Genomic DNA, 16796 nt, shown 5'->3' with positions numbered 1-16796 from the left:
GGCCTCCTACTTCTCGCGCATCGCGGGGTCGGGGTGCTCGCCCTCCGTCTGGACGCGGTACTCGCGTCCGAACATCTCGTCGTGCTGCGTGATGACCCGCTCGCTCGGCGGTTCCTCGCCGCCGTGGATCCCCGCCTGCATCTGCTCGAACCGCTCGTGCGCCTCCCGCACGTAACCGGCGCCCAGCGTCGTCAGGTCCATCTGCGTGTCGAGCAGCTCCCGCAGGTACGCCTTGTTCGGCTCGAACGTCAGGACGTTCGGCAGCTCCGGCGCCAGCACGGACTCCGGGTCGCGGCCGTCGTGACGGCGCATCAGGTCGCACGCCAGGTGCAGGTGCTCCAGCTCCATGTTGAGGTGCAGCTCCCAGATGGCCTTGACCTTCGGGTCGCTCTCCTGCTCCATGAAGGAGTAGTACAGGTAGCACTCGTTGTACTCGTGGTTGACCAGCTGCTCCCACCACGTCTCACCCGGGTCCACGAGCGACTCGTAGTGCGTGACGTGCTCCTCCTCGATGAGCCCGATCTCCTGGTACAGCTGGCGGGCGATGGGCTCCATGTAGGTGGGGCCGGTGTTCATGTAGAAGTTCATGGTCTGCTGCTCGGCCGACATGATCGTCAGGGCGTGCAGCTTCGACAGCGGGTCGGTGGTCTCGCGGTCGTAGGGGTCGCGCACGTTGTCGAACGGGTGGCGGTGGTGGTACTTCGTGGGCCGGCCCGGGATGACCTCGGTGAGGTTGTCGACGATCGACTCGGCCTTGCGGTGCTCGATCATCTCGTACAGGTTCGCGTACCGGTACAGGTGGTCGAAGTCCTCCAGCACGCCGAACTGGTACGCCTGCTTCAGGTACGGGTCGGGCTCCATCCGGGCCACCCACGCGGTGAGGTCCACGGCGACCTGCTCGTAGGCGATGGTCGTCTCCAGCACCGACGACACGCCGGGCAGCAGCCAGTTGACCACCTTCTGCTGCTGCGCCTCGATGTAGCGGGTCTGCGCCAACTGGCGCTTCACCTCCGGGTCGACGGTGTTCCGCGCCAACTGGTGGCTGAAGAGGATCGCCTCGACCTCGATGCCGTTCATCGTGATGATGCGGCACCGTGTGTACGGGTCGCAGTGGTCGGGGTCGATGGGAGCCACGTTCAGCTCCCGCCAGTTCCGCAGCTGGCGGTCCAGCGGGATACCACGCTGTTGCAGGGGGTTGAAGGTCATTCGCGCCTCCTTGTCGGGGTTGCACGGCTGGGTACCCCGGATGGCGCCGATGGAACAGCACAGGTGCGGGGGCGTGGTCATCCCTAGCCACCCGGGCGCCTCGCGCAACGGCGGGTCGTCGCACACCACCCGGACGGCCCCGGGCCGCCCGCCGGCGGCGCACACACGTCCGGTCCGCCGGTCGGACACCTCCCGGCCGGGGTACATGGTCCCGGCACCCCCTCCTCGCCCGTGGCGGCCCTCCCCGCCGGGCAGAAAGGCAGGAACCCATGAGCCGGCAGGCTCCGCCCCCCACCACCCACCGGGAGCCGGCGAGCCCCCGGGCCTCGACGGCCGTCAGCGCGCTCCTCGGAGCGGCCGTGATGGCGGCGGTGGACGAGATCGTCTTCCACCAGATCCTGGCCTGGCACCACTTCTACGACCGCTCCACGCCCCGGATCGGCCTGCTCTCCGACGGGCTGCTCCACACGGCGGAACTGCTCGGCCTCGTCGCGGGCTTCTTCCTCCTGGCCGACCTGCGCCGCCGCGGGGCCCTCGCCCGCGCCCACGCCTGGTCCGGGTTCTTCCTCGGCCTGGGCGGGTTCCAGCTGTTCGACGGGCTCGTCGACCACAAGGTGCTGCGGGTGCACCAGATCCGCTACGGCGTGGACGTCACCCCCTACGACTGGGCGTGGAACCTCGCCGGTCTGCTCCTGCTCCTCGTCGGCGCCGCTCTCGCCGTGCGCGCCCACCGCACCGGCAACCGTACGGACCGCCGCCCCGGCCACCGTACGGACCGCCGCCCGGACGGCCCCTCGGCGCACCGCCCGGACGGCCCCTCCGGCCGTGGGGGAGGGGGCGCGTGACGCCGCTGCACGGGCACACCGGGCCGGTCGCCGCCCACGCCGGCCCCGGCCTGCCGGAGCAACTGACGGCCACCGCGGCCGTGCTGGCCGCCCTCGCGTACCTGTGGGCCACCGCCCGGCTGCGCCGCCGCGGGGACGCCTGGCCCCGGGCCCGGGACGCGTCCTTCGCCTGCGGCGGCGCCGCGCTGGCCTGGGCGGCGGTGGGGGACCTGCCGGGCGGGCCCTTCACGGCGCACATGGCCCAGCACCTGGTCGTCGGCATGGCGGCCCCGCTGCTGTTCGTCCTCGCCCGCCCCCTCACGCTCGCCCTGCGCCTCCTGCCGCCCGGCCCGGCCCGGCGCCGCCTGCTCGCCCTGCTCCACTCGGGCCCGGTCGGCCTGCTCGTCCTCCCGCCGGTGGCGGCGCTCCTGGACCTCGGCGGGTTGTGGGTGCTGTACCGCAGCGACCTGTTCGCCACCACCCAGCGCGAGACGCTGCCGCACGTCCTCGTGCACGTCCACGTCCTGGCGGCCGGGACGCTGTTCACGCTCGCCGTCTGCCAGCTCGACCCGGCGCGTCGCCGGTTCGGCCTCGCCGTACGCGGCGGGACGCTGCTGGCCGCCGGCGCCGCCCACGCGGTCCTCGCCAAGAGCTTGTACGCCGCCCCGCCGCCCGGCACCGCCTACGCCGCGGCCGACCTGCACACCGGGGCGCAGCTCATGTACTACGGCGGCGACCTGGTCGAGGCGGCCCTCGCCGTCACGCTCGCGGTCCAATGGTACACCGCCACCGGGCGGGCCAGGGCGAGGGCGCTGCGGACACGGCCGAACGGCCGCGCCCGGGTAGTCGCATGAGATGTCTTGTGACCGAAACGGCTCGGCAGCCACGCCGGAAAAGGCGGCGATCAGTACGGTGTCACCGATGCGTATCGGGGAAGTCGGCGGTGAGCACCGCGCCCCTGACGCGTGCCGTACGCGCGCTCGCGTGCCCCTTGCCCGCCTCCAGCCCGGATGAGGTCCCGCATGACCATGACCACCGAGCCGACCACGCTGGTCCCCGTGAAGGGGAGGGGGTGGGGGCACATCGCCGTCGACTGGCTGACGACGACCGACCACAAGAAGATCGGGCACCTGTACCTGATCACGTCGTTCGCGTTCTTCCTCTTCGGCGGCCTGCTGGCCCTCGTGATCCGCGCGGAGCTGGCCCGCCCCGGCCTGCAGCTCGTCTCCGCCGAGCAGTACAACCAGGCGTTCACGCTGCACGGCACGGTCATGCTGCTGCTGTTCGCGACGCCGACCTTCGCGGGTTTCGCCAACGCGATCATGCCGTTGCAGATCGGGTCGCCGGATGTCGCCTTCCCGCGGCTGAACATGTTCTCGTACTGGCTGTTCCTCTTCGGCGGCCTCATCGTCGTCGCCGGCCTGCTCACCCCGCAGGGGACGGCGGACTTCGGCTGGACCGCCTACACCCCGCTCAGCGGCGGGGAGCGCACTCCGTACGTGGGCGGCGACATGTGGATCATGGGGCTCGCCCTGTCCGGCTTCGGCACGATCCTCGGCGCGGTCAACTTCATGACGACGATCATCTGCATGCGGGCGCCGGGCATGACGATGTTCCGGATGCCGATCTTCACCTGGAACGTGCTCCTGACCTCGGTCCTGGTGCTCCTGGCCTTCCCGGTCCTCGCCGCCGCCCTCTTCGCCCTGGAGGCGGACCGGCGGTTCGGCGCGCAGGTGTTCGACCCGGACAACGGCGGCGCGCTGCTGTGGCAGCACCTGTTCTGGTTCTTCGGCCACCCGGAGGTGTACATCCTGGCCCTGCCGTTCTTCGGCGTGGTCAGCGAGGTCATCCCGGTCTTCTGCCGCAAGCCGCTGTTCGGCTACATCGGCCTGGTGGGGGCCACCATCGCCATCACGGGCCTGTCGGCGACGGTGTGGGCGCACCACATGTTCGCCACGGGCGCGGTGCTGCTGCCCTTCTTCTCCTTCATGACCTTCCTCATCGCCGTGCCGACCGGGGTGAAGTTCTTCAACTGGATCGGCACCATGTGGAAGGGGTCGATCAGCTTCGAGACGCCGATGCTGTGGTCGGTCGGCTTCCTCGTGACGTTCCTCTTCGGCGGCCTGACCGGGGTCATCCTCGGCTCCCCGCCCCTGGACTGGCACGTCACCGACTCGTACTTCGTCGTCGCGCACTTCCACTACGTGCTGTTCGGGACGATCGTGTTCGCGATGTTCGCGGGATTCCACTTCTGGTGGCCGAAGATGACCGGCACGATGCTCGACGAACGGCTCGGCAAGATCCACTTCTGGACCCTCTTCGTCGGCTTCCACCTCACCTTCCTCGTCCAGCACTGGCTGGGCGCCGAGGGCATGCCCCGCCGGTACGCCGACTACCTCGCCGCCGACGGCTTCACCGGCCTCAACACCCTCTCCTCCATCGGCGCGTTCCTGCTCGGCATCTCCACGCTGCCGTTCCTCTACAACGTGTGGAAGACCGCCAAGGTCGGCAAGCGGGTCGACGTCGACGACCCCTGGGGCTACGGCCGCTCCCTCGAATGGGCGACCTCCTGCCCGCCGCCCCGCCACAACTTCCTCACCATGCCGCAGATCCGCTCCGAGTCCCCCGCGTTCGACCTGCACCACCCGGCGATCTCCCGGCTGGTGGCGGCCGACACCGGCGGACGCCGCGACGTCATCGAACCCGGCATGGGCGTGGCACCCGCGTCCGACCGGGACCAGCGGGACGAGCCGGGCGAGCGGGACGAGCGGGGCGACCGGCCGTGACGGCACACCGCGCCGCGCGCCGCGAGGGCCGTCCGCTCCACCGGGCGCACTCGCGCGAGGCCCGCGCGCAGGGCGAGGTGTTCGCGGGCCGCATGCCGTGGCTGAGCACCGCGCAGCACGAGGAGGTGGTCCGGCTCTACGCGGAGGACCGCGTGGAACGGTCGGCGCGGCTGTGGCGCAGGACCGCCGACCGCCGCGGGGAACTGCGCGAGGAGTACGCCGCTCACTACCGCAGGCTGCGCCGGCGCCTCCTGTGTGCCGGCGCCGCGGCCCTCCTCGCCGCCGTCTCCCTGTGCGCGGGCACCTGGTGGGCCCTGGCCTTCCGCTGACGCGGCGGGCCGGCGGGCCGCCGGTGCGGCGCCGCGAAGCAGGCCCCGCCGGTTCCGTTTGTCCGCACCCGCCATGGGCACCGGGGAGAGGCGGGCCGCGGGCACCGCCCCCGCCCGTCCGGACCGTGTCCGCGCCGGGCGCGGGCACCCGGGCCGCAGTCCGCCCGGGCCCGGTCAGGGACGGGGCGGCCGGACAGCAGGGCGCGCGGAGACTCCGCCGCCCGGAACGAGGAGAGGGGCACTGGTGGGCGCAGCCGAGGACATCAGGGAGACCTACGAGGGAGAGGCCGAGCGGCCGCTCGGCGGGTACACGGCCGCGATGGCCGGGTACGCGGCGTACGCCGGGGCGTGGGCCGCGCTCATCCGGAGCCGCGGCCGGCTGCCCGAACGGCACGACGCCCTGGACATCGCCCTCACGGCGGTCGCCACCTTCCGCTTCAGCAGGCTCGTGACGAAGGGCGCGGTCACCAGCCCGCTGCGCGCCCCCTTCACCACCTACCAGGGTCCGCAGGGGCCGGCCGAGGTCAGCGAGGAATCGCGGGAGGGGCACCGCCACACCGTCGGCGAGCTGCTGACCTGCCCGTTCTGCATGAGCCTGTGGGTCGGCACCGCGCTGACCGCGGGTCGCTGCGTATGGCCGCGGGCGACCCGCACCGTCACGGCCGTCATGGCGTCCCTGGCCGGGGCGGACGCCCTCCAGCTGGCCTACAGCGGACTGATGGACAAGGTCACGGGCGGGGAATGAGCCAGTCCGCCCCGTCCGGCGGCGTCCCGCGGGGCGGCCGAGGGGGCGAGGTGGGGAAGCGGAGGGGCCCGGCCGTCGACGGCCGGGCCCCTCGCGCGCGGTGCCGGGTCCGCGGGTCACACCCGGCGCCACCGCGCCATCGCGAACGAGAACAGTCCGAACAGCGTCAGCCCCGACGCCACCAGCACCAGCAGCCACGGGCCGACCGGCGTGGTGGCGAACGACCGCAGGGCGTCGTCCAGCCCCTTCGCCTCGTCCGGCTCGTACGTCAGGGCGGCGCGTACGATGAAGACGCCGACCACCGCGAACACGGCGCCGCGCGCCACACCGCCGCCCACCCCGGTCACGTCCGTGAAGCGCCGGGCCCGGTGCGACATCGTGCCGGTCCTCAGGTGCTTGCGGTACTTGCGCAGCGCCGCGCGGGTGGCCATCCACAGCCCGGCGGCGACGATGCCGAGCCCGGCCAGCCCCACGATCCACCGGCCGCCGGGCAGGTCGAGGGCCCGTGCGGTGACGTCCTCGGACTGCCGGTCGCCCGAGCCGCTCCCGCTGCCGCCCTCGCCGCCGGCGAACGCCAGCACCGAGTAGGCGACGAAACCGTAGAAGACGCAGCGGGCCGCCGACATCAGACGTTTGCGGGCCTTGTGCCCGCCTTCGCCCGCCGCGCCGAAGACGGCCTCCGAGAGCCGCCACAGGGCCATGCCCACCAGGCCCACGCCGACGGCCCACAGCAGGGGCGAGCCCATCGGCTGCTGCGACAGCTCGGCGAGCGCACCACCGCGGTCGGCCTGCTCGTCGCCCTCGCCGAACGCGATCCGCAGGGCGAGCAGCCCGATGAGCACGTACAGAACACCCCTGGCGGCGAGCCCCCACCGCGCCGCGACACCGACCGCCGAGCCCTTCGCCGCGCCGCGCGCCGACGTCCGGCCGGGCAACGAGAACGTACGTGTGTTCATGTCTTCCTCCCGTGGCCGCCTGCCCCCGCCGCACGCGCGGAAACGGGTACCGGCGGGTAGGGGCGTCACAGCCAGCCGTTGCGCCGGAAACCGCGGTGGATGAGGAGGCAGGCGGCGGCGATGACGGCGAGTGCCAGGGGGTAGCCGAAGCGCCAGCGCAGCTCCGGCATGTGGGCGAAGTTCATGCCGTACACCCCGCACACCATGGTCGGCACCGCGATGATCGCGGCCCAGGCGGTGATCTTGCGCATGTCCTCGTTCTGCGCGACGGTCACCTGCGCCAGATGTGCCTGGAGGATGGAGTCGACCAGGCTGTCGATGCCCTGGATCTGCTCGGTGACGCGGGCCAGGTGGTCGGCGACGTCACGGAAGTAGGCCCGTATCTCCGGGTCGACCACCCGGCTCGTCCCCGCCGACAGGAGGTGCAGCGGGCGGCCGAGGGGGACCACGGCCCGCTTGAGCTCCAGGAGTTCCCGCTTCAGCTGGTAGATGCGGCCCGGGTCGACGGGCTTGGAGCCGCGCGGCGCGAACACGTCGATCTCCACCTGGTCGATGTCCCCCTGCACCGCCTCGACGGTCGCCAGGTACTCGTCGACGACGTGGTCGGCGATGGCGTGCAGCACCGCCGAAGGTCCCTTGGCCAGCTGTTCGGGGAGGGCTTCCAGCGCCTCGCGCAGCGGCCCCAGCGAGCCGTGGCGGCCGTGCCGGACCGTGACGACGAAGTCCGGGCCCGTGAAGACCATCAGCTCACCCGTGTCGACCACCTCGCTCACGGAGGTGAGCGCCTCGTGCTCGACGTAGGTGACGGTCTTGAAGACGGCGAACAGCACGTCCTCGTACTGCTCCACCTTGGGCCGCTGGTGGGCGTGGACCGCGTCCTCGACGGCGAGCGGGTGCAACCCGAACAGTTCGGCGACCTCCGCGATCTCCTCCCCGGCCGGTTCGTGCAGGCCCAGCCACACGAACCCGTCGCCCTGCTTCCGCACCCGCCGCACGGCTTCCGCGACACCCTCCGCGCACTCCTGCCGCACCCCGCCCCGGTAGACGACGCAGTTGACGACCGCGCTGCCGAGCGGTGACCTCGCGGGGTGGCTGAGGTCCACCCGGCGCCCGCCGCGGGCGAGGCGGGCCACCTTGCGCAAGCTGCCGACCACGGACACGCGGACCTCCTTCGCCGGGACCCGCACAGTGTGCCACCACCCGCCCGTACGCGGCCCGCCCGCGCGCCTTCCGCCCGTACGCCTCGCTCCCGGCGCCGGGCCTCACGAGCCGGTGTGCTCCCGCGCCGGGGCCGGCGCGTCGGGGAGGAAGGTCACGTGCGGCGCCCCCGTGCGCGGGTGGACGTCGACCTCCGCGCGCACGCCGTACACGTCGGCCAGCAGGCGCGGGGTGAGCACCTCGACCGGTGGCCCGGCGGCGGTGACCTCGCCGTCGCGCAGCACGTACAGGCGGTCGCAGTAGTACGCGGCGAGGTTCAGGTCGTGCAGGGCCACCAGGGCGGTCGCCGGCAGCCGTCTGAGCAGGCCGAGCACGTCCAACTGGTGCCGCACGTCGAGGTGGTTGGTGGGTTCGTCGAGGACCAGCAGGGTCGGTTGCTGGGCCAGGGCCCGTGCGATGAGCACCCGTTGGCGCTCACCGCCCGACAGCCGGTCGAAGGGACGGTCGGCGAGGGCCGCGGCGTCCACGGCCGCGAGCGCCGTCTCGACCAGCCGGACGTCCTCGGCGTCGTCGCCGTCGAGCAGCCGCTTGTGCGGGGTCCGCCCCATCGCGACGACGTCCCGCACGGACAGGTCGAAGTCCGCGGCGGACTGCTGGACGACGGCCGCGAGCGTACGGGCGAGGCTCCGGGGCGGCAGGCGCCAGGCGTCCGCGCCGTCCACGCGGACCAGCCCCGTGTCGGGGCGCAGGACCCGGTAGACGGCCCGCAGCAGGCTCGACTTGCCGCTGCCGTTGGGCCCGACCAGCCCGACCACCTCGCCGGGGCGGGCCGTGAGGGAGACGTCCCGCACGAGCCGGTGCGCGCCGGCGGTGAGCGTGACGCCCTCGACGGCGAGTTCGGTCGCGTTCATGCCGCTCCTCGGTCGGTGGCGCGCCGGGCGTCGCGGCGCATCAGCCACAGGAAGAACGGCCCGCCGCACAGGGCCGTCAGCACGCCGACGGGGATCTCCATCGGCGCGGCCACGGTCCGCGCCGCGATGTCGGCCCAGACGAGGAAGACCGCACCGGCCAGGGCGGCCGTCGGCAGGACCCGGCGGTGGTCGCCGCCGACGAGGACCCGCACCATGTGCGGCAGCATCAGCCCGACGAAGCCGATCGGTCCGGTCGCCGCCACCATGACCCCCGTCACCAGGGAGAGCAGCACGAACATCCGGGCTCGGAACCGGGCCACGTCGAGGCCCATCGTCGCGGCGGCCTCCTCGCCCGACAGCAGCAGGTTCAGCGACCGGGCCTGCACCAGCAGCACGCCGATCCCCACCAGCAGCGCCGCGGCGGGCAGCCACAGGGCGCCCCACCGGACGCCGCCCAGGCCGCCGAGCGTCCACGCGAGGACCGCGCGGGCCTCGTTGCCGGAGCCGGAGGTGAGCAGCAGCAGGTCCGTGACCGCCGTGAGGACCGCCGCGACGGCCACCCCGGACAGCACCAGCCGTACGGAGGTGATCCGGCCGCCCGCGCGGGCGGTGACGTACACGACGAGCAGGCTGAGCAGGGCACCGGCGAAGGCGGCGGCCGACAGGGACAGCGCCCCGAGCGCCCCGAAGCCGAGGACGATGACGCAGACGGCGCCGAGCGCCGCCCCCGACGACACGCCCAGCAGGTAGGGCTCGGCGAGAGGGTTGCGCACGAGCGCCTGCAGGGCGGTGCCGACCACCGCCAGGCCCGCGCCCGTGACCACGCCGAGCAGCACCCGCGGCGCCCGTACGTCGAGGACGATCGTCTCGCGCGCCCGCGACCACGTCGGCTCGGACCAGTCCGCGCCCAGCGCGTGCGTCACGATGCCCCACACCTCGCCCGGGGGTACGTGCACCGAACCGATGGCCATGCCCGCCGTCGCGGAGAGCACCAGCAGGCCGCCGAGGACCGCGAGCGTCAGCGCGAAGCGCGTACGGCGGGGCCCGCCGCCGACCGCCCGGCCCCCGGTGACGGGGGCCGCCGGTGCGGCGGGGGCCTTCCGGGCGGTGGCCGTCACCGGAACCGCTCGGGGTGCAGGGCCCTGGCCAGGTCCCCGACCGCGTGCGGCGGGCGGACGCCGACGAGCGTCGCCGTCAGCGGCAGCACCACGAACCGCTTGTTCCTGATCGCGGGGACGTCGGCGAGCGCCGGCTGCGCCAGCAGGAACCGCTTCTTCTGCTCGACGCCGCCCGCGCCCGCGTAGTCGTAGATCGCGATGACCTCGGGCTTGCGCGCGACGACCTGCTCCCACGACACGTCGCCGAAGACCTCGTCCAGGTCGGCGAAGACGTTCCGCCCGCCGGCCAGCCGGATGATCTCCGTGCCGAGGCCCTTGCCGCCGGCCGTGAACGCCGCCTTGTCGCCGCTGTCGTAGACGAACACCGGCACTTGCGGGGCGCCCTTCACGGCCCGGGCCGCCTCGTCGACGCGCGCGCGGAGGTCGGCGACGAGCGCCTCGGCCCGCTCCGGCACGCCGAAGATCGAGCCGACGGTACGGATCTCCTCGTAGGTGTCCCGCATGGACACGCTCTTGCCGCCGCAGTACTCGCGGTTCAGGTACGTGTCGATCCCGGCGTCGCGGAAAGCGGCCCGGGAGCGGCCCTCCTTGTCGTCGAACGCGCTGGCGTAGCCGCCGTAGACGAAGTCCGGTTCGGCGTCGAGGACCGTCTCGAACGACGGCTCCTTCTCCGCCAGCTGCGGGACGGCCGCGAAGTCCTTCCGGTACTCGGGGAGGACCGCCGAGTCGGGGAAGGCGGTCCCCACCATCCGGTCCTTCAGGCCGAGGGCCAGCAGCAGTTCCGCCGGGTGCTGGTGGATGGTGACCACCCGCTCGGGCGGCCTGTCGTACGTGGTGCGCGTGCCGCAGTTGTCGACGGTGACGGGGAACCCCTTCGCGGGGCGGGCCGCCGCCGCGGACGGGCGGTCGTCCCCGCCGCGGGAGGCGCCGCAGCCCGACAGCAGGGTCACGGAGAGGACGGCGGCCAGGGCCGCCGCACCCAGGGCGCGCCTGCGCGCCCTGGCAGGGGTGGGGAAGGGGGGACGGGACGAGCCGTCGTACACGTGAAGCCTCCTGCGGAGTCCGCGCTCCTCGGATCGGGCCCGCGACAGGCCAGTGTCCTGACTCCCGGATCGACGTTCCCCCGGCCTTCCCGCGCGTACGCAGTGGCCTACCGGTGGGGTCCACTCCCCGGTCACAGTGGCGGGACCGTGCCGGAATCGCACCGGCTTCCTGTCTCCCGTCGCGGTGATGACCAGGTGATCCTACGATTCGCGACGAGGGGGACGAAAGGGCGCATGGCCGAAACCGTGCGCCCCACCGGTCCGTCGGCGCTCGCGCACCGCCCGGACGACCAGCCCCTCGGCGCCCCGGCCGTGCGGCCGGCCCTCGGGGCCGGCGCTTCTGACGGCTTCCGGCCCCCGCCCGTCGCCCCGGCACGGCCCCGCACGCCCACCCGGGCCCCCTCGTGCGACACCCCGCGGAAGAAGGCGCGAACCGGCCGCGGGCCCGCCCGTTCCCTCGCGCCCGCGTGCTCGTCGCCGCCGGGCCGGGCGCCGCCCGGAGCCGCCTTCGGCCTGGCCCAAGGGGGTTTGGCGGCGGGCTGCGGGGCCAGACGGGGTGTCAGGGAGGGGGTGCCGGGTGACCGTACCGCAGAGGACGACGAGGAGGCCGCGCGCCGGCTGGCGGGACGTGGTGCTCGCCGTGGGGCTGGTCGGGGTCGCCGTGGGCGGGCTGGCCGTGTGGGTGCGCACCGCGTGGGCGCCGCCGGACGGGGTGTTCGGCCCGGGCCTGCTGCTCGTCACGGTGGTCCTCGCGGCCGTCGTGGCGGGCCGGGGCGCCGCCCGCCGCACCCCCGGCCGGGTGCCGCGGGCACCCGTCCCGGCGCAGGCCGCGGCCCCGGACGAGGTGACGGCGGTGCTCCCGGCCGGCGGCGCCGCGCAGGCCCCACCGGTGCCGCGGCTCGACGGCGACAGCGTCGACCACGAGGACGTCGATCCGTACGGCTTCGAGCACACGGTGGCCGCGCTGTGCGTACGGGACGGCTGCACGCGCACCGAGGTGTCGGGCGGCCCCGGGGACCTCGGCGCGGACGTCGTGGCGACGGCACCCGACGGACGCCGGCTGGTCGTCCAGTGCAAGCAGTACGCCGCCGACAACCCCGTCGGGTCGCAGGACCTCCAGCGCTTCGGCGGCACCTGCTTCGCGGTCCACGAGGCGGAGGTGGCGGTCGTCGTGACGACCAGCACCTTCACCGCGCCGGCCGCCGAGTACGCCGCGGCGATCGGCATCGTCTGCGTCGACGGGGAGGCACTCGCCGCCTGGACGGACGGCCGCACACCCCCGCCGTGGGAGGGCGCCGCGACGACACCCACCGCCTGACGCGAGGGCAGCGCACGCGGCCCGCGCCGGGCGGGCGGGGCGGGGGAGCGGGGGAGCCCGATGGGACCGGGCACCGCCCGCCGCGCCGCCCCGGCCGCCGCGACGCGGGCCGGGAGGTGACGTCGGATCAGACGGCGGGCGCCGGGTACGTCGGGTACTCCACCCCGGAGACGTGCTGCACGACACGGATGACCTGGCACGAGTAGCCGAACTCGTTGTCGTACCACAGGTAGAGGATCGCGTTGTCGCCGTCGACCTTGGTCGCGCCGGCGTCGACGATCGAGGCGTGGCGCGAGCCGATGAAGTCGCTCGACACCGCGTCGGGGGCGGTGATGAAGTCGATCTGACGCTTCAGCGGCGACGTCAGCGAGACGTTGCGGAGGTAGTCGAGGACCTCCTCGCGGGTCGTCTCGCGGCCCAGCCGGAGGCTGAGGATCGCGATCGAGACGTCCGGCACCGGAACGCGGATCGAGCTGCCGGTGATCGGCGCCTTCAGCTCGGGCAGCGCCTTGGCGACGGCGGAGGCGGCGCCGGTCTCGGTGATGACCATGTTGAGCGGCGCGGAGCGGCCCCGGCGGTCGGCCTTGTGGTAGTTGTCCAGCAGGTTCTGGTCGTTGGTGAACGAGTGGACGGTCTCCACGTGGCCGCGCAGGACGCCGTACTCGTCCGCCATCGCCTTGAGCGGCGGGACGATCGCGTTCGTGGTGCAGGAGGCGCAGGAGATGACCTGGTCGTCCGGCTTGATGGTGTCGTGGTTGACGCCGTGGACGATGTTGGGGACGTCGCCCTTGCCCGGGGCGGTCAGGACGACCTTGTCGACGCCGGGGCGCAGGTGCTTCGACAGGCCCTCGCGGTCGCGCCACTTGCCGGTGTTGTCGATGAGGATGGCGTTCTTGATGCCGTACGCCGTGTAGTCGATCTCCGACGGGTCGCCCGCGTAGATCACCTTGATGGCGTTGCCGTTGGCGACGATCGTGCTGTTCGCCTCGTCGACGGTGATCGTGCCCTGGAACTGGCCGTGGATCGAGTCGCGCCGCAGCAGCGAGGCGCGCTTGACGATGTCCTGCTCGCCGCCCCGGCGGACCACGATGGCGCGCAGGCGCAGGCCGTTGCCGGAGCCGGCCTTCTCGATGAGGAGGCGCGCGACGAGGCGGCCGATGCGGCCGAAGCCGTAGAGGACCACGTCGCGGGGCTCGCTGCGCTCGATCTTGTTGGCGCCGGTGGCGCCGGCGACGGCCTCGGCGGTGAACTCCTCGACGGACAGGCCGCGGTCGTCGGTCCGGTAGGTCGCCGCGAGCATGCCGATGTCGATCTGGGACGGGCCGAGGTCGAGCGTGGTGAGGGCCCGCAGGAAGGGCATCGTCTCGGTGACCGAGAGCTCCTCACCGGCGATCTGCCGGGCGAACCGGTGGGTCTTGAGGATGCTGACCACCGACTTGTTCACCAGGGAGCGGCTGTGGACCAGGACGGTGACGTCCTGTTCCCTGTGCAGCTTCCCGATGATCGGGATCATCGACTCCGCGATCTCCTCGCGGTTCTTCCAGCTGGTGAACGAGTCCTCATTGACAGTCACAGGTTCATCTTTCGAGCTAGGCGGTGCTCATATGCTAACCCCATGACCGTTTGATCTTGCCAGCGGTGCCCACCTGAGCGGTCGGCGGGCTCAAATGGGATGAAAGCCCCCTGCGTTCGTACCGGAATGGTCAGTTCTGTCCTGGTTGATGGAGGTGCTGTCGGGGCGCGCCCGCCGTCGCCGCGGGGCGGAGCATCTGCGCCGCGGCGAGGCGGCGGTAGGCGGGGCTTTCGAGGAGCAGGCGGTCGTGCGGCCCGCCGGCGACGACGCGCCCCCGCTCCAGTACGACGATGTGGTCCGCGTGCTGCACGGTCGACAGCCGGTGCGCGATGACCAGCACGGCGCACTCCCGGGCCAGGTCCCGCAGCACGCCGGTGAGCGCCGCCTCGTTCACGGCGTCCAGGTGCGAGGTCGGCTCGTCGAGCAGGAGCAGGGACGGGCGCGTGAGCAGGGCCCGGGCCAGGGCGACGCGCTGGCGCTCGCCCCCCGACAGGGTCGCGCCGCGCTCGCCGACAGCTCCGCGCAGGCCGCCGGGGAGCCGTTCGACGACGGATCCGAGCCGGGCGAGGTCGACGACGCGTCGGACCTCCGCCTCGGTGGCGTCGGGGGCCCCGTAGGTGATGTTGTCCCACAGGGTCCCGTGGACCACGTGGGTGTTCTGGTCGACGATCGCGATCCGCGCGCGGCAGTCGGCCCGGCCCAGCTCCGTCGCGGGCACGCCGTCGAACGACAGGGCCCCCGCGTCCGGTTCGTAGAACCGCGCCACCAGGGCGAACAGGGTGCTCTTGCCCGCTCCGGAGCTGCCGACCAGGGCGACCTGCCGCCGGGGCGGCACCGTCAACGACACCCCGCGCAGGACGGCCCGCCCGGGGGTGTACGCGAAGTGCACGTCGTGCAGGGCCAGTACGGGCGCCGCCGGCGCGACCGCGTCCGCCCGCCGGGCCGGGCCGGCGGCGCCGGTACGGGCGGCCGCGGGCAGGGCGGAGGCCGGGGCGGGCGGCTCCGGCGGCTCCGCCGGCAGGTCGAGCGCCTGCCGCACGCGCGCGTGGGCACCCGCCCCGCGCTGGATGAGGCCGACCGCCCGGAACACCGACGACAGCGGCAGCGCCAGATAGGAGGCGTACAGCAGGAACGCCACCAGGTCGCCGAGCGAGGTGCCGTGACCGGCCACCCGCAGCCCGCCGACGACCAGGACGAGGAGGAACGAGCCGTGCACGGCCAGCTCCACGGCCACGCTCATCACGGCGGCGAGCCCGGCGGTGCGCACGCCGGACCGGTACGCGGACTCCACGCGGGCCCCGATGGCGGCCCCCTCGCGCCGCTCGGCGCGGTGCACCCGCACCATGGCCAGGGCCCCGAGCGCCCGGTCCAGTTCCGCCGCGACCGCGCCGACCGAGTCCTGCATGTGCGCCGAGGCCGCCCGGATCCCCCTGAGCAACGAGGCCACCAACACCGCCGCGACCGCCACCGTGGACGCGACCAGGAGCAGCAGCAGCGGGTCGAGCCACGCCATCAGCACGATGGCCCCGGCCGCCACCAGCACCCCCGTGACCAGGTCGACCAGCGCCTGCGACACCACCTCGCGGAGCACGGTCGTGTCGGCGGTCACGCGGGAGGTCAGGTCGCCGGCGCGGTGCCGCTGGTACTCGCGCATCTCCAGCCGCAGGAACCGGTCGACCAGCCCGTGGCGGAGCTGGCGGACCACCCCCTCGCCGGTGCGCTCCAGGAGGTACCGGCCGACGGCGCCCGTGGCCGCCTCGGCGGTGAACACGGCGGCCAGGAGCAGCAGGACCGGCCCCACCGCCCGGCCCCCGGCGCCCAGATCGACGGCCTCGCGGGCGAGCAGCGGCTGGGTGAGTCCGAGGGCCGCCGCCGCGAGGCTGAGGACGGACGCCAGGGCGATGGCCCGGCGGTGCCCGCCCGTGAGCCGGTACAGGGTGGTGATCGAAGCCCATGTGGACGTCGCCCGCGCGGCCGCCGCCGTCCCCACGGCGGCACCGTCGGGGCCCCGCGCGCCGCTCACGGTCGGGACGGCCGGGGTGCGGGCCCGATCGCCATCAGGCGGGTGAAGTAGTCGTCCGGCGCGTCCTCGCCCACGGGGCGCCCCTCCGCCTCGACCCACGCGTGGGCCGTGAACGGGGGGACGACGCGCACACCGGTGCACCACGTGGGCCACGTGCCGCCGAGCCGGCACAGCAGTGCCGCGCCGAGGGACCGCGGCAGGCAGCCCTTCGGACCGGCGCAGCGCAGGCTCACCGCGCACACCGCGTCACGGGCGCGGGCCGCCTGCGCCGCGCTCGCCGGCGCGGCGCCCCGCCGCAGCAGGCCGAGGACGGCGCGGATCCGGCGGGGCGGCAGGAGGGAGAGGGCGAGGGCCGGCAGCAGCACCAGCCGGGCGGCGGTCCGCCGGGCGAACGGCACGCCCTCGGGCCGTTCGATCGCGGACGGCGTGGTCATGCGGCCAGCCCCGCGGCCCGCAGCTCCCCGACGAGGGCCGCGACGTCCCGCGCCGCGCCCTCCGGGTCGATGTCGAACTCGTCGACCAGCGCCGCGGTGGCGGCGGCCTCGTCGCCTCCCGCCATCAGGACGCCGACGACCAGGGTCGCGCTCGGGTTCAGCTCCCAGTACTCACCGCCGCGTTCGTCCAGGAGGACGGTGCCGTAGTCCGTCTCCGCGGTGGACACGTCCGCCGAGAACCGCAGTGCCATGCGAGGTCCTTCCTGGTGGTGGGCGCCCGGCTCGGCCGGAGGCGCCCGGAGCGGCCGGGGTGGGGCGACGCCGCCCGGGTGGCCGGGACGGGATGGGTGGTGGGGATGGGATGGGTGGTGG

At 73.9% G+C, this 16796-nt stretch carries 16 protein-coding genes and 1 riboswitch; of the genes, 6 read left to right on the top strand and 10 right to left on the bottom strand.

Annotated elements, in window-relative coordinates; translation table 11 throughout:
• Nucleotides 1-6: 6 nt before the first annotated feature.
• Nucleotides 7-1206: a hypothetical protein gene (locus LPA54_RS26065; protein ID WP_228982025.1), complete on the bottom strand. Its 1200-nt coding sequence runs from the start codon at nucleotides 1204-1206 to the stop codon at nucleotides 7-9.
• 269 nt (nucleotides 1207-1475) lie between these two features.
• Between LPA54_RS26065 and LPA54_RS26060 the strand changes: the two genes are divergently transcribed.
• The 5 genes from LPA54_RS26060 to LPA54_RS26040 all read left to right on the top strand — a co-directional run bounded on the left by LPA54_RS26060 (nucleotide 1476) and on the right by LPA54_RS26040 (nucleotide 5890).
• The gene (locus LPA54_RS26060; protein WP_267487638.1) at nucleotides 1476-2051 is read left to right on the top strand and encodes a DUF2243 domain-containing protein; all 576 of its coding nucleotides are present in this window, start codon (nucleotides 1476-1478) and stop codon (nucleotides 2049-2051) included.
• Nucleotides 2048-2884, top strand: a complete 837-nt coding sequence (locus tag LPA54_RS26055) for a cytochrome c oxidase assembly protein (protein WP_228982023.1) — start codon at nucleotides 2048-2050, stop codon at nucleotides 2882-2884. Before LPA54_RS26060 ends, LPA54_RS26055 begins: the two co-directional genes overlap by 4 nt.
• Before the next feature lie 168 nt (nucleotides 2885-3052).
• Nucleotides 3053-4816 carry a cytochrome c oxidase subunit I gene (gene ctaD / locus LPA54_RS26050; protein ID WP_228982021.1) on the top strand — a complete coding sequence of 588 codons (1764 nt, stop codon included), beginning with the start codon at nucleotides 3053-3055 and terminating at the stop codon, nucleotides 4814-4816.
• Entirely contained in the window at nucleotides 4813-5145 is a 333-nt protein-coding gene (locus LPA54_RS26045) for a hypothetical protein (RefSeq protein ID WP_228982020.1), read from the top strand. The genes ctaD and LPA54_RS26045 overlap by 4 nt, the downstream gene beginning before the upstream one ends.
• Nucleotides 5146-5389: 244 nt before the next feature.
• Nucleotides 5390-5890 carry a DUF1360 domain-containing protein gene (locus tag LPA54_RS26040; protein ID WP_228982018.1) on the top strand — a complete coding sequence of 167 codons (501 nt, stop codon included), beginning with the start codon at nucleotides 5390-5392 and terminating at the stop codon, nucleotides 5888-5890.
• Between the two features lie 116 nt (nucleotides 5891-6006).
• Here LPA54_RS26040 and LPA54_RS26035 read toward each other — a convergent pair whose 3' ends face one another.
• From LPA54_RS26035 to LPA54_RS26015, 5 genes are all read right to left on the bottom strand, one after another.
• Nucleotides 6007-6846, bottom strand: coding sequence for a DUF1206 domain-containing protein (locus tag LPA54_RS26035; protein ID WP_228982017.1), 840 nt, complete (start codon nucleotides 6844-6846; stop codon nucleotides 6007-6009).
• Nucleotides 6847-6911: 65 nt separating this feature from the next.
• A complete protein-coding gene (locus LPA54_RS26030; RefSeq protein ID WP_228982016.1) occupies nucleotides 6912-8006 on the bottom strand; it encodes a magnesium and cobalt transport protein CorA in 1095 nt (364 codons plus the stop codon).
• A gap of 102 nt (nucleotides 8007-8108) precedes the next feature.
• Entirely contained in the window at nucleotides 8109-8915 is an 807-nt protein-coding gene (locus tag LPA54_RS26025) for an ABC transporter ATP-binding protein (RefSeq protein WP_228982015.1), read from the bottom strand.
• On the bottom strand, nucleotides 8912-10033 hold the full coding sequence (locus LPA54_RS26020) for an iron ABC transporter permease (protein WP_228982014.1): 1122 nt from the start codon (nucleotides 10031-10033) through the stop codon (nucleotides 8912-8914). Before LPA54_RS26020 ends, LPA54_RS26025 begins: the two co-directional genes overlap by 4 nt.
• Nucleotides 10030-11076 (bottom strand): ABC transporter substrate-binding protein, encoded by a 1047-nt coding sequence (locus LPA54_RS26015; protein WP_228982012.1) that lies wholly within the window; start codon nucleotides 11074-11076, stop codon nucleotides 10030-10032. Before LPA54_RS26015 ends, LPA54_RS26020 begins: the two co-directional genes overlap by 4 nt.
• A 29-nt stretch (nucleotides 11077-11105) precedes the next feature.
• Nucleotides 11106-11287, bottom strand: a riboswitch (cobalamin riboswitch).
• Between the two features lie 366 nt (nucleotides 11288-11653).
• Here LPA54_RS26015 and LPA54_RS26010 point away from each other — a divergent pair.
• Nucleotides 11654-12394, top strand: a complete 741-nt coding sequence (locus tag LPA54_RS26010; RefSeq protein WP_228982011.1) for a restriction endonuclease — start codon at nucleotides 11654-11656, stop codon at nucleotides 12392-12394.
• 127 nt (nucleotides 12395-12521) lie between these two features.
• On the opposite strand, the gene LPA54_RS26005 is transcribed toward LPA54_RS26010, so the two are convergent.
• The 4 genes from LPA54_RS26005 to LPA54_RS25990 all read right to left on the bottom strand — a co-directional run bounded on the left by LPA54_RS26005 (nucleotide 12522) and on the right by LPA54_RS25990 (nucleotide 16675).
• Nucleotides 12522-13967: a glyceraldehyde-3-phosphate dehydrogenase gene (locus LPA54_RS26005; RefSeq protein ID WP_228982009.1), complete on the bottom strand. Its 1446-nt coding sequence runs from the start codon at nucleotides 13965-13967 to the stop codon at nucleotides 12522-12524.
• A gap of 130 nt (nucleotides 13968-14097) precedes the next feature.
• On the bottom strand, nucleotides 14098-15957 hold the full coding sequence (locus tag LPA54_RS26000; RefSeq protein ID WP_228982112.1) for an ABC transporter ATP-binding protein: 1860 nt from the start codon (nucleotides 15955-15957) through the stop codon (nucleotides 14098-14100).
• 29 nt (nucleotides 15958-15986) lie between these two features.
• Entirely contained in the window at nucleotides 15987-16424 is a 438-nt protein-coding gene (locus LPA54_RS25995; protein ID WP_228982008.1) for a lasso peptide biosynthesis B2 protein, read from the bottom strand.
• The gene (locus LPA54_RS25990; RefSeq protein ID WP_228982007.1) at nucleotides 16421-16675 is read right to left on the bottom strand and encodes a lasso peptide biosynthesis PqqD family chaperone; all 255 of its coding nucleotides are present in this window, start codon (nucleotides 16673-16675) and stop codon (nucleotides 16421-16423) included. Before LPA54_RS25990 ends, LPA54_RS25995 begins: the two co-directional genes overlap by 4 nt.
• Nucleotides 16676-16796: the final 121 nt, after the last annotated feature.

The sequence above is a fragment of the Streptomyces sp. DH12 genome (genome assembly GCF_020873895.1).
Classification (GTDB): domain Bacteria; phylum Actinomycetota; class Actinomycetes; order Streptomycetales; family Streptomycetaceae; genus Streptomyces.
This window is presented reverse-complemented; position numbering and strand designations above follow the sequence as displayed.

What these genes read in the sequence shown, in the direction of transcription:
- LPA54_RS26065 (WP_228982025.1), bottom strand. Translation starts at nt 1,206, where the DNA reads ATGACCTTCAACCCCCTGCAACAGCGTGGTATCCCGCTGGACCGCCAG.
- LPA54_RS26060 (WP_267487638.1), top strand. Translation starts at nt 1,476, where the DNA reads ATGAGCCGGCAGGCTCCGCCCCCCACCACCCACCGGGAGCCGGCGAGC.
- ctaD (WP_228982021.1), top strand. Translation starts at nt 3,053, where the DNA reads ATGACCATGACCACCGAGCCGACCACGCTGGTCCCCGTGAAGGGGAGG.
- LPA54_RS26035 (WP_228982017.1), bottom strand. Translation starts at nt 6,846, where the DNA reads ATGAACACACGTACGTTCTCGTTGCCCGGCCGGACGTCGGCGCGCGGC.
- LPA54_RS26025 (WP_228982015.1), bottom strand. Translation starts at nt 8,915, where the DNA reads ATGAACGCGACCGAACTCGCCGTCGAGGGCGTCACGCTCACCGCCGGC.
- LPA54_RS25995 (WP_228982008.1), bottom strand. Translation starts at nt 16,424, where the DNA reads ATGACCACGCCGTCCGCGATCGAACGGCCCGAGGGCGTGCCGTTCGCC.
- LPA54_RS25990 (WP_228982007.1), bottom strand. Translation starts at nt 16,675, where the DNA reads ATGGCACTGCGGTTCTCGGCGGACGTGTCCACCGCGGAGACGGACTAC.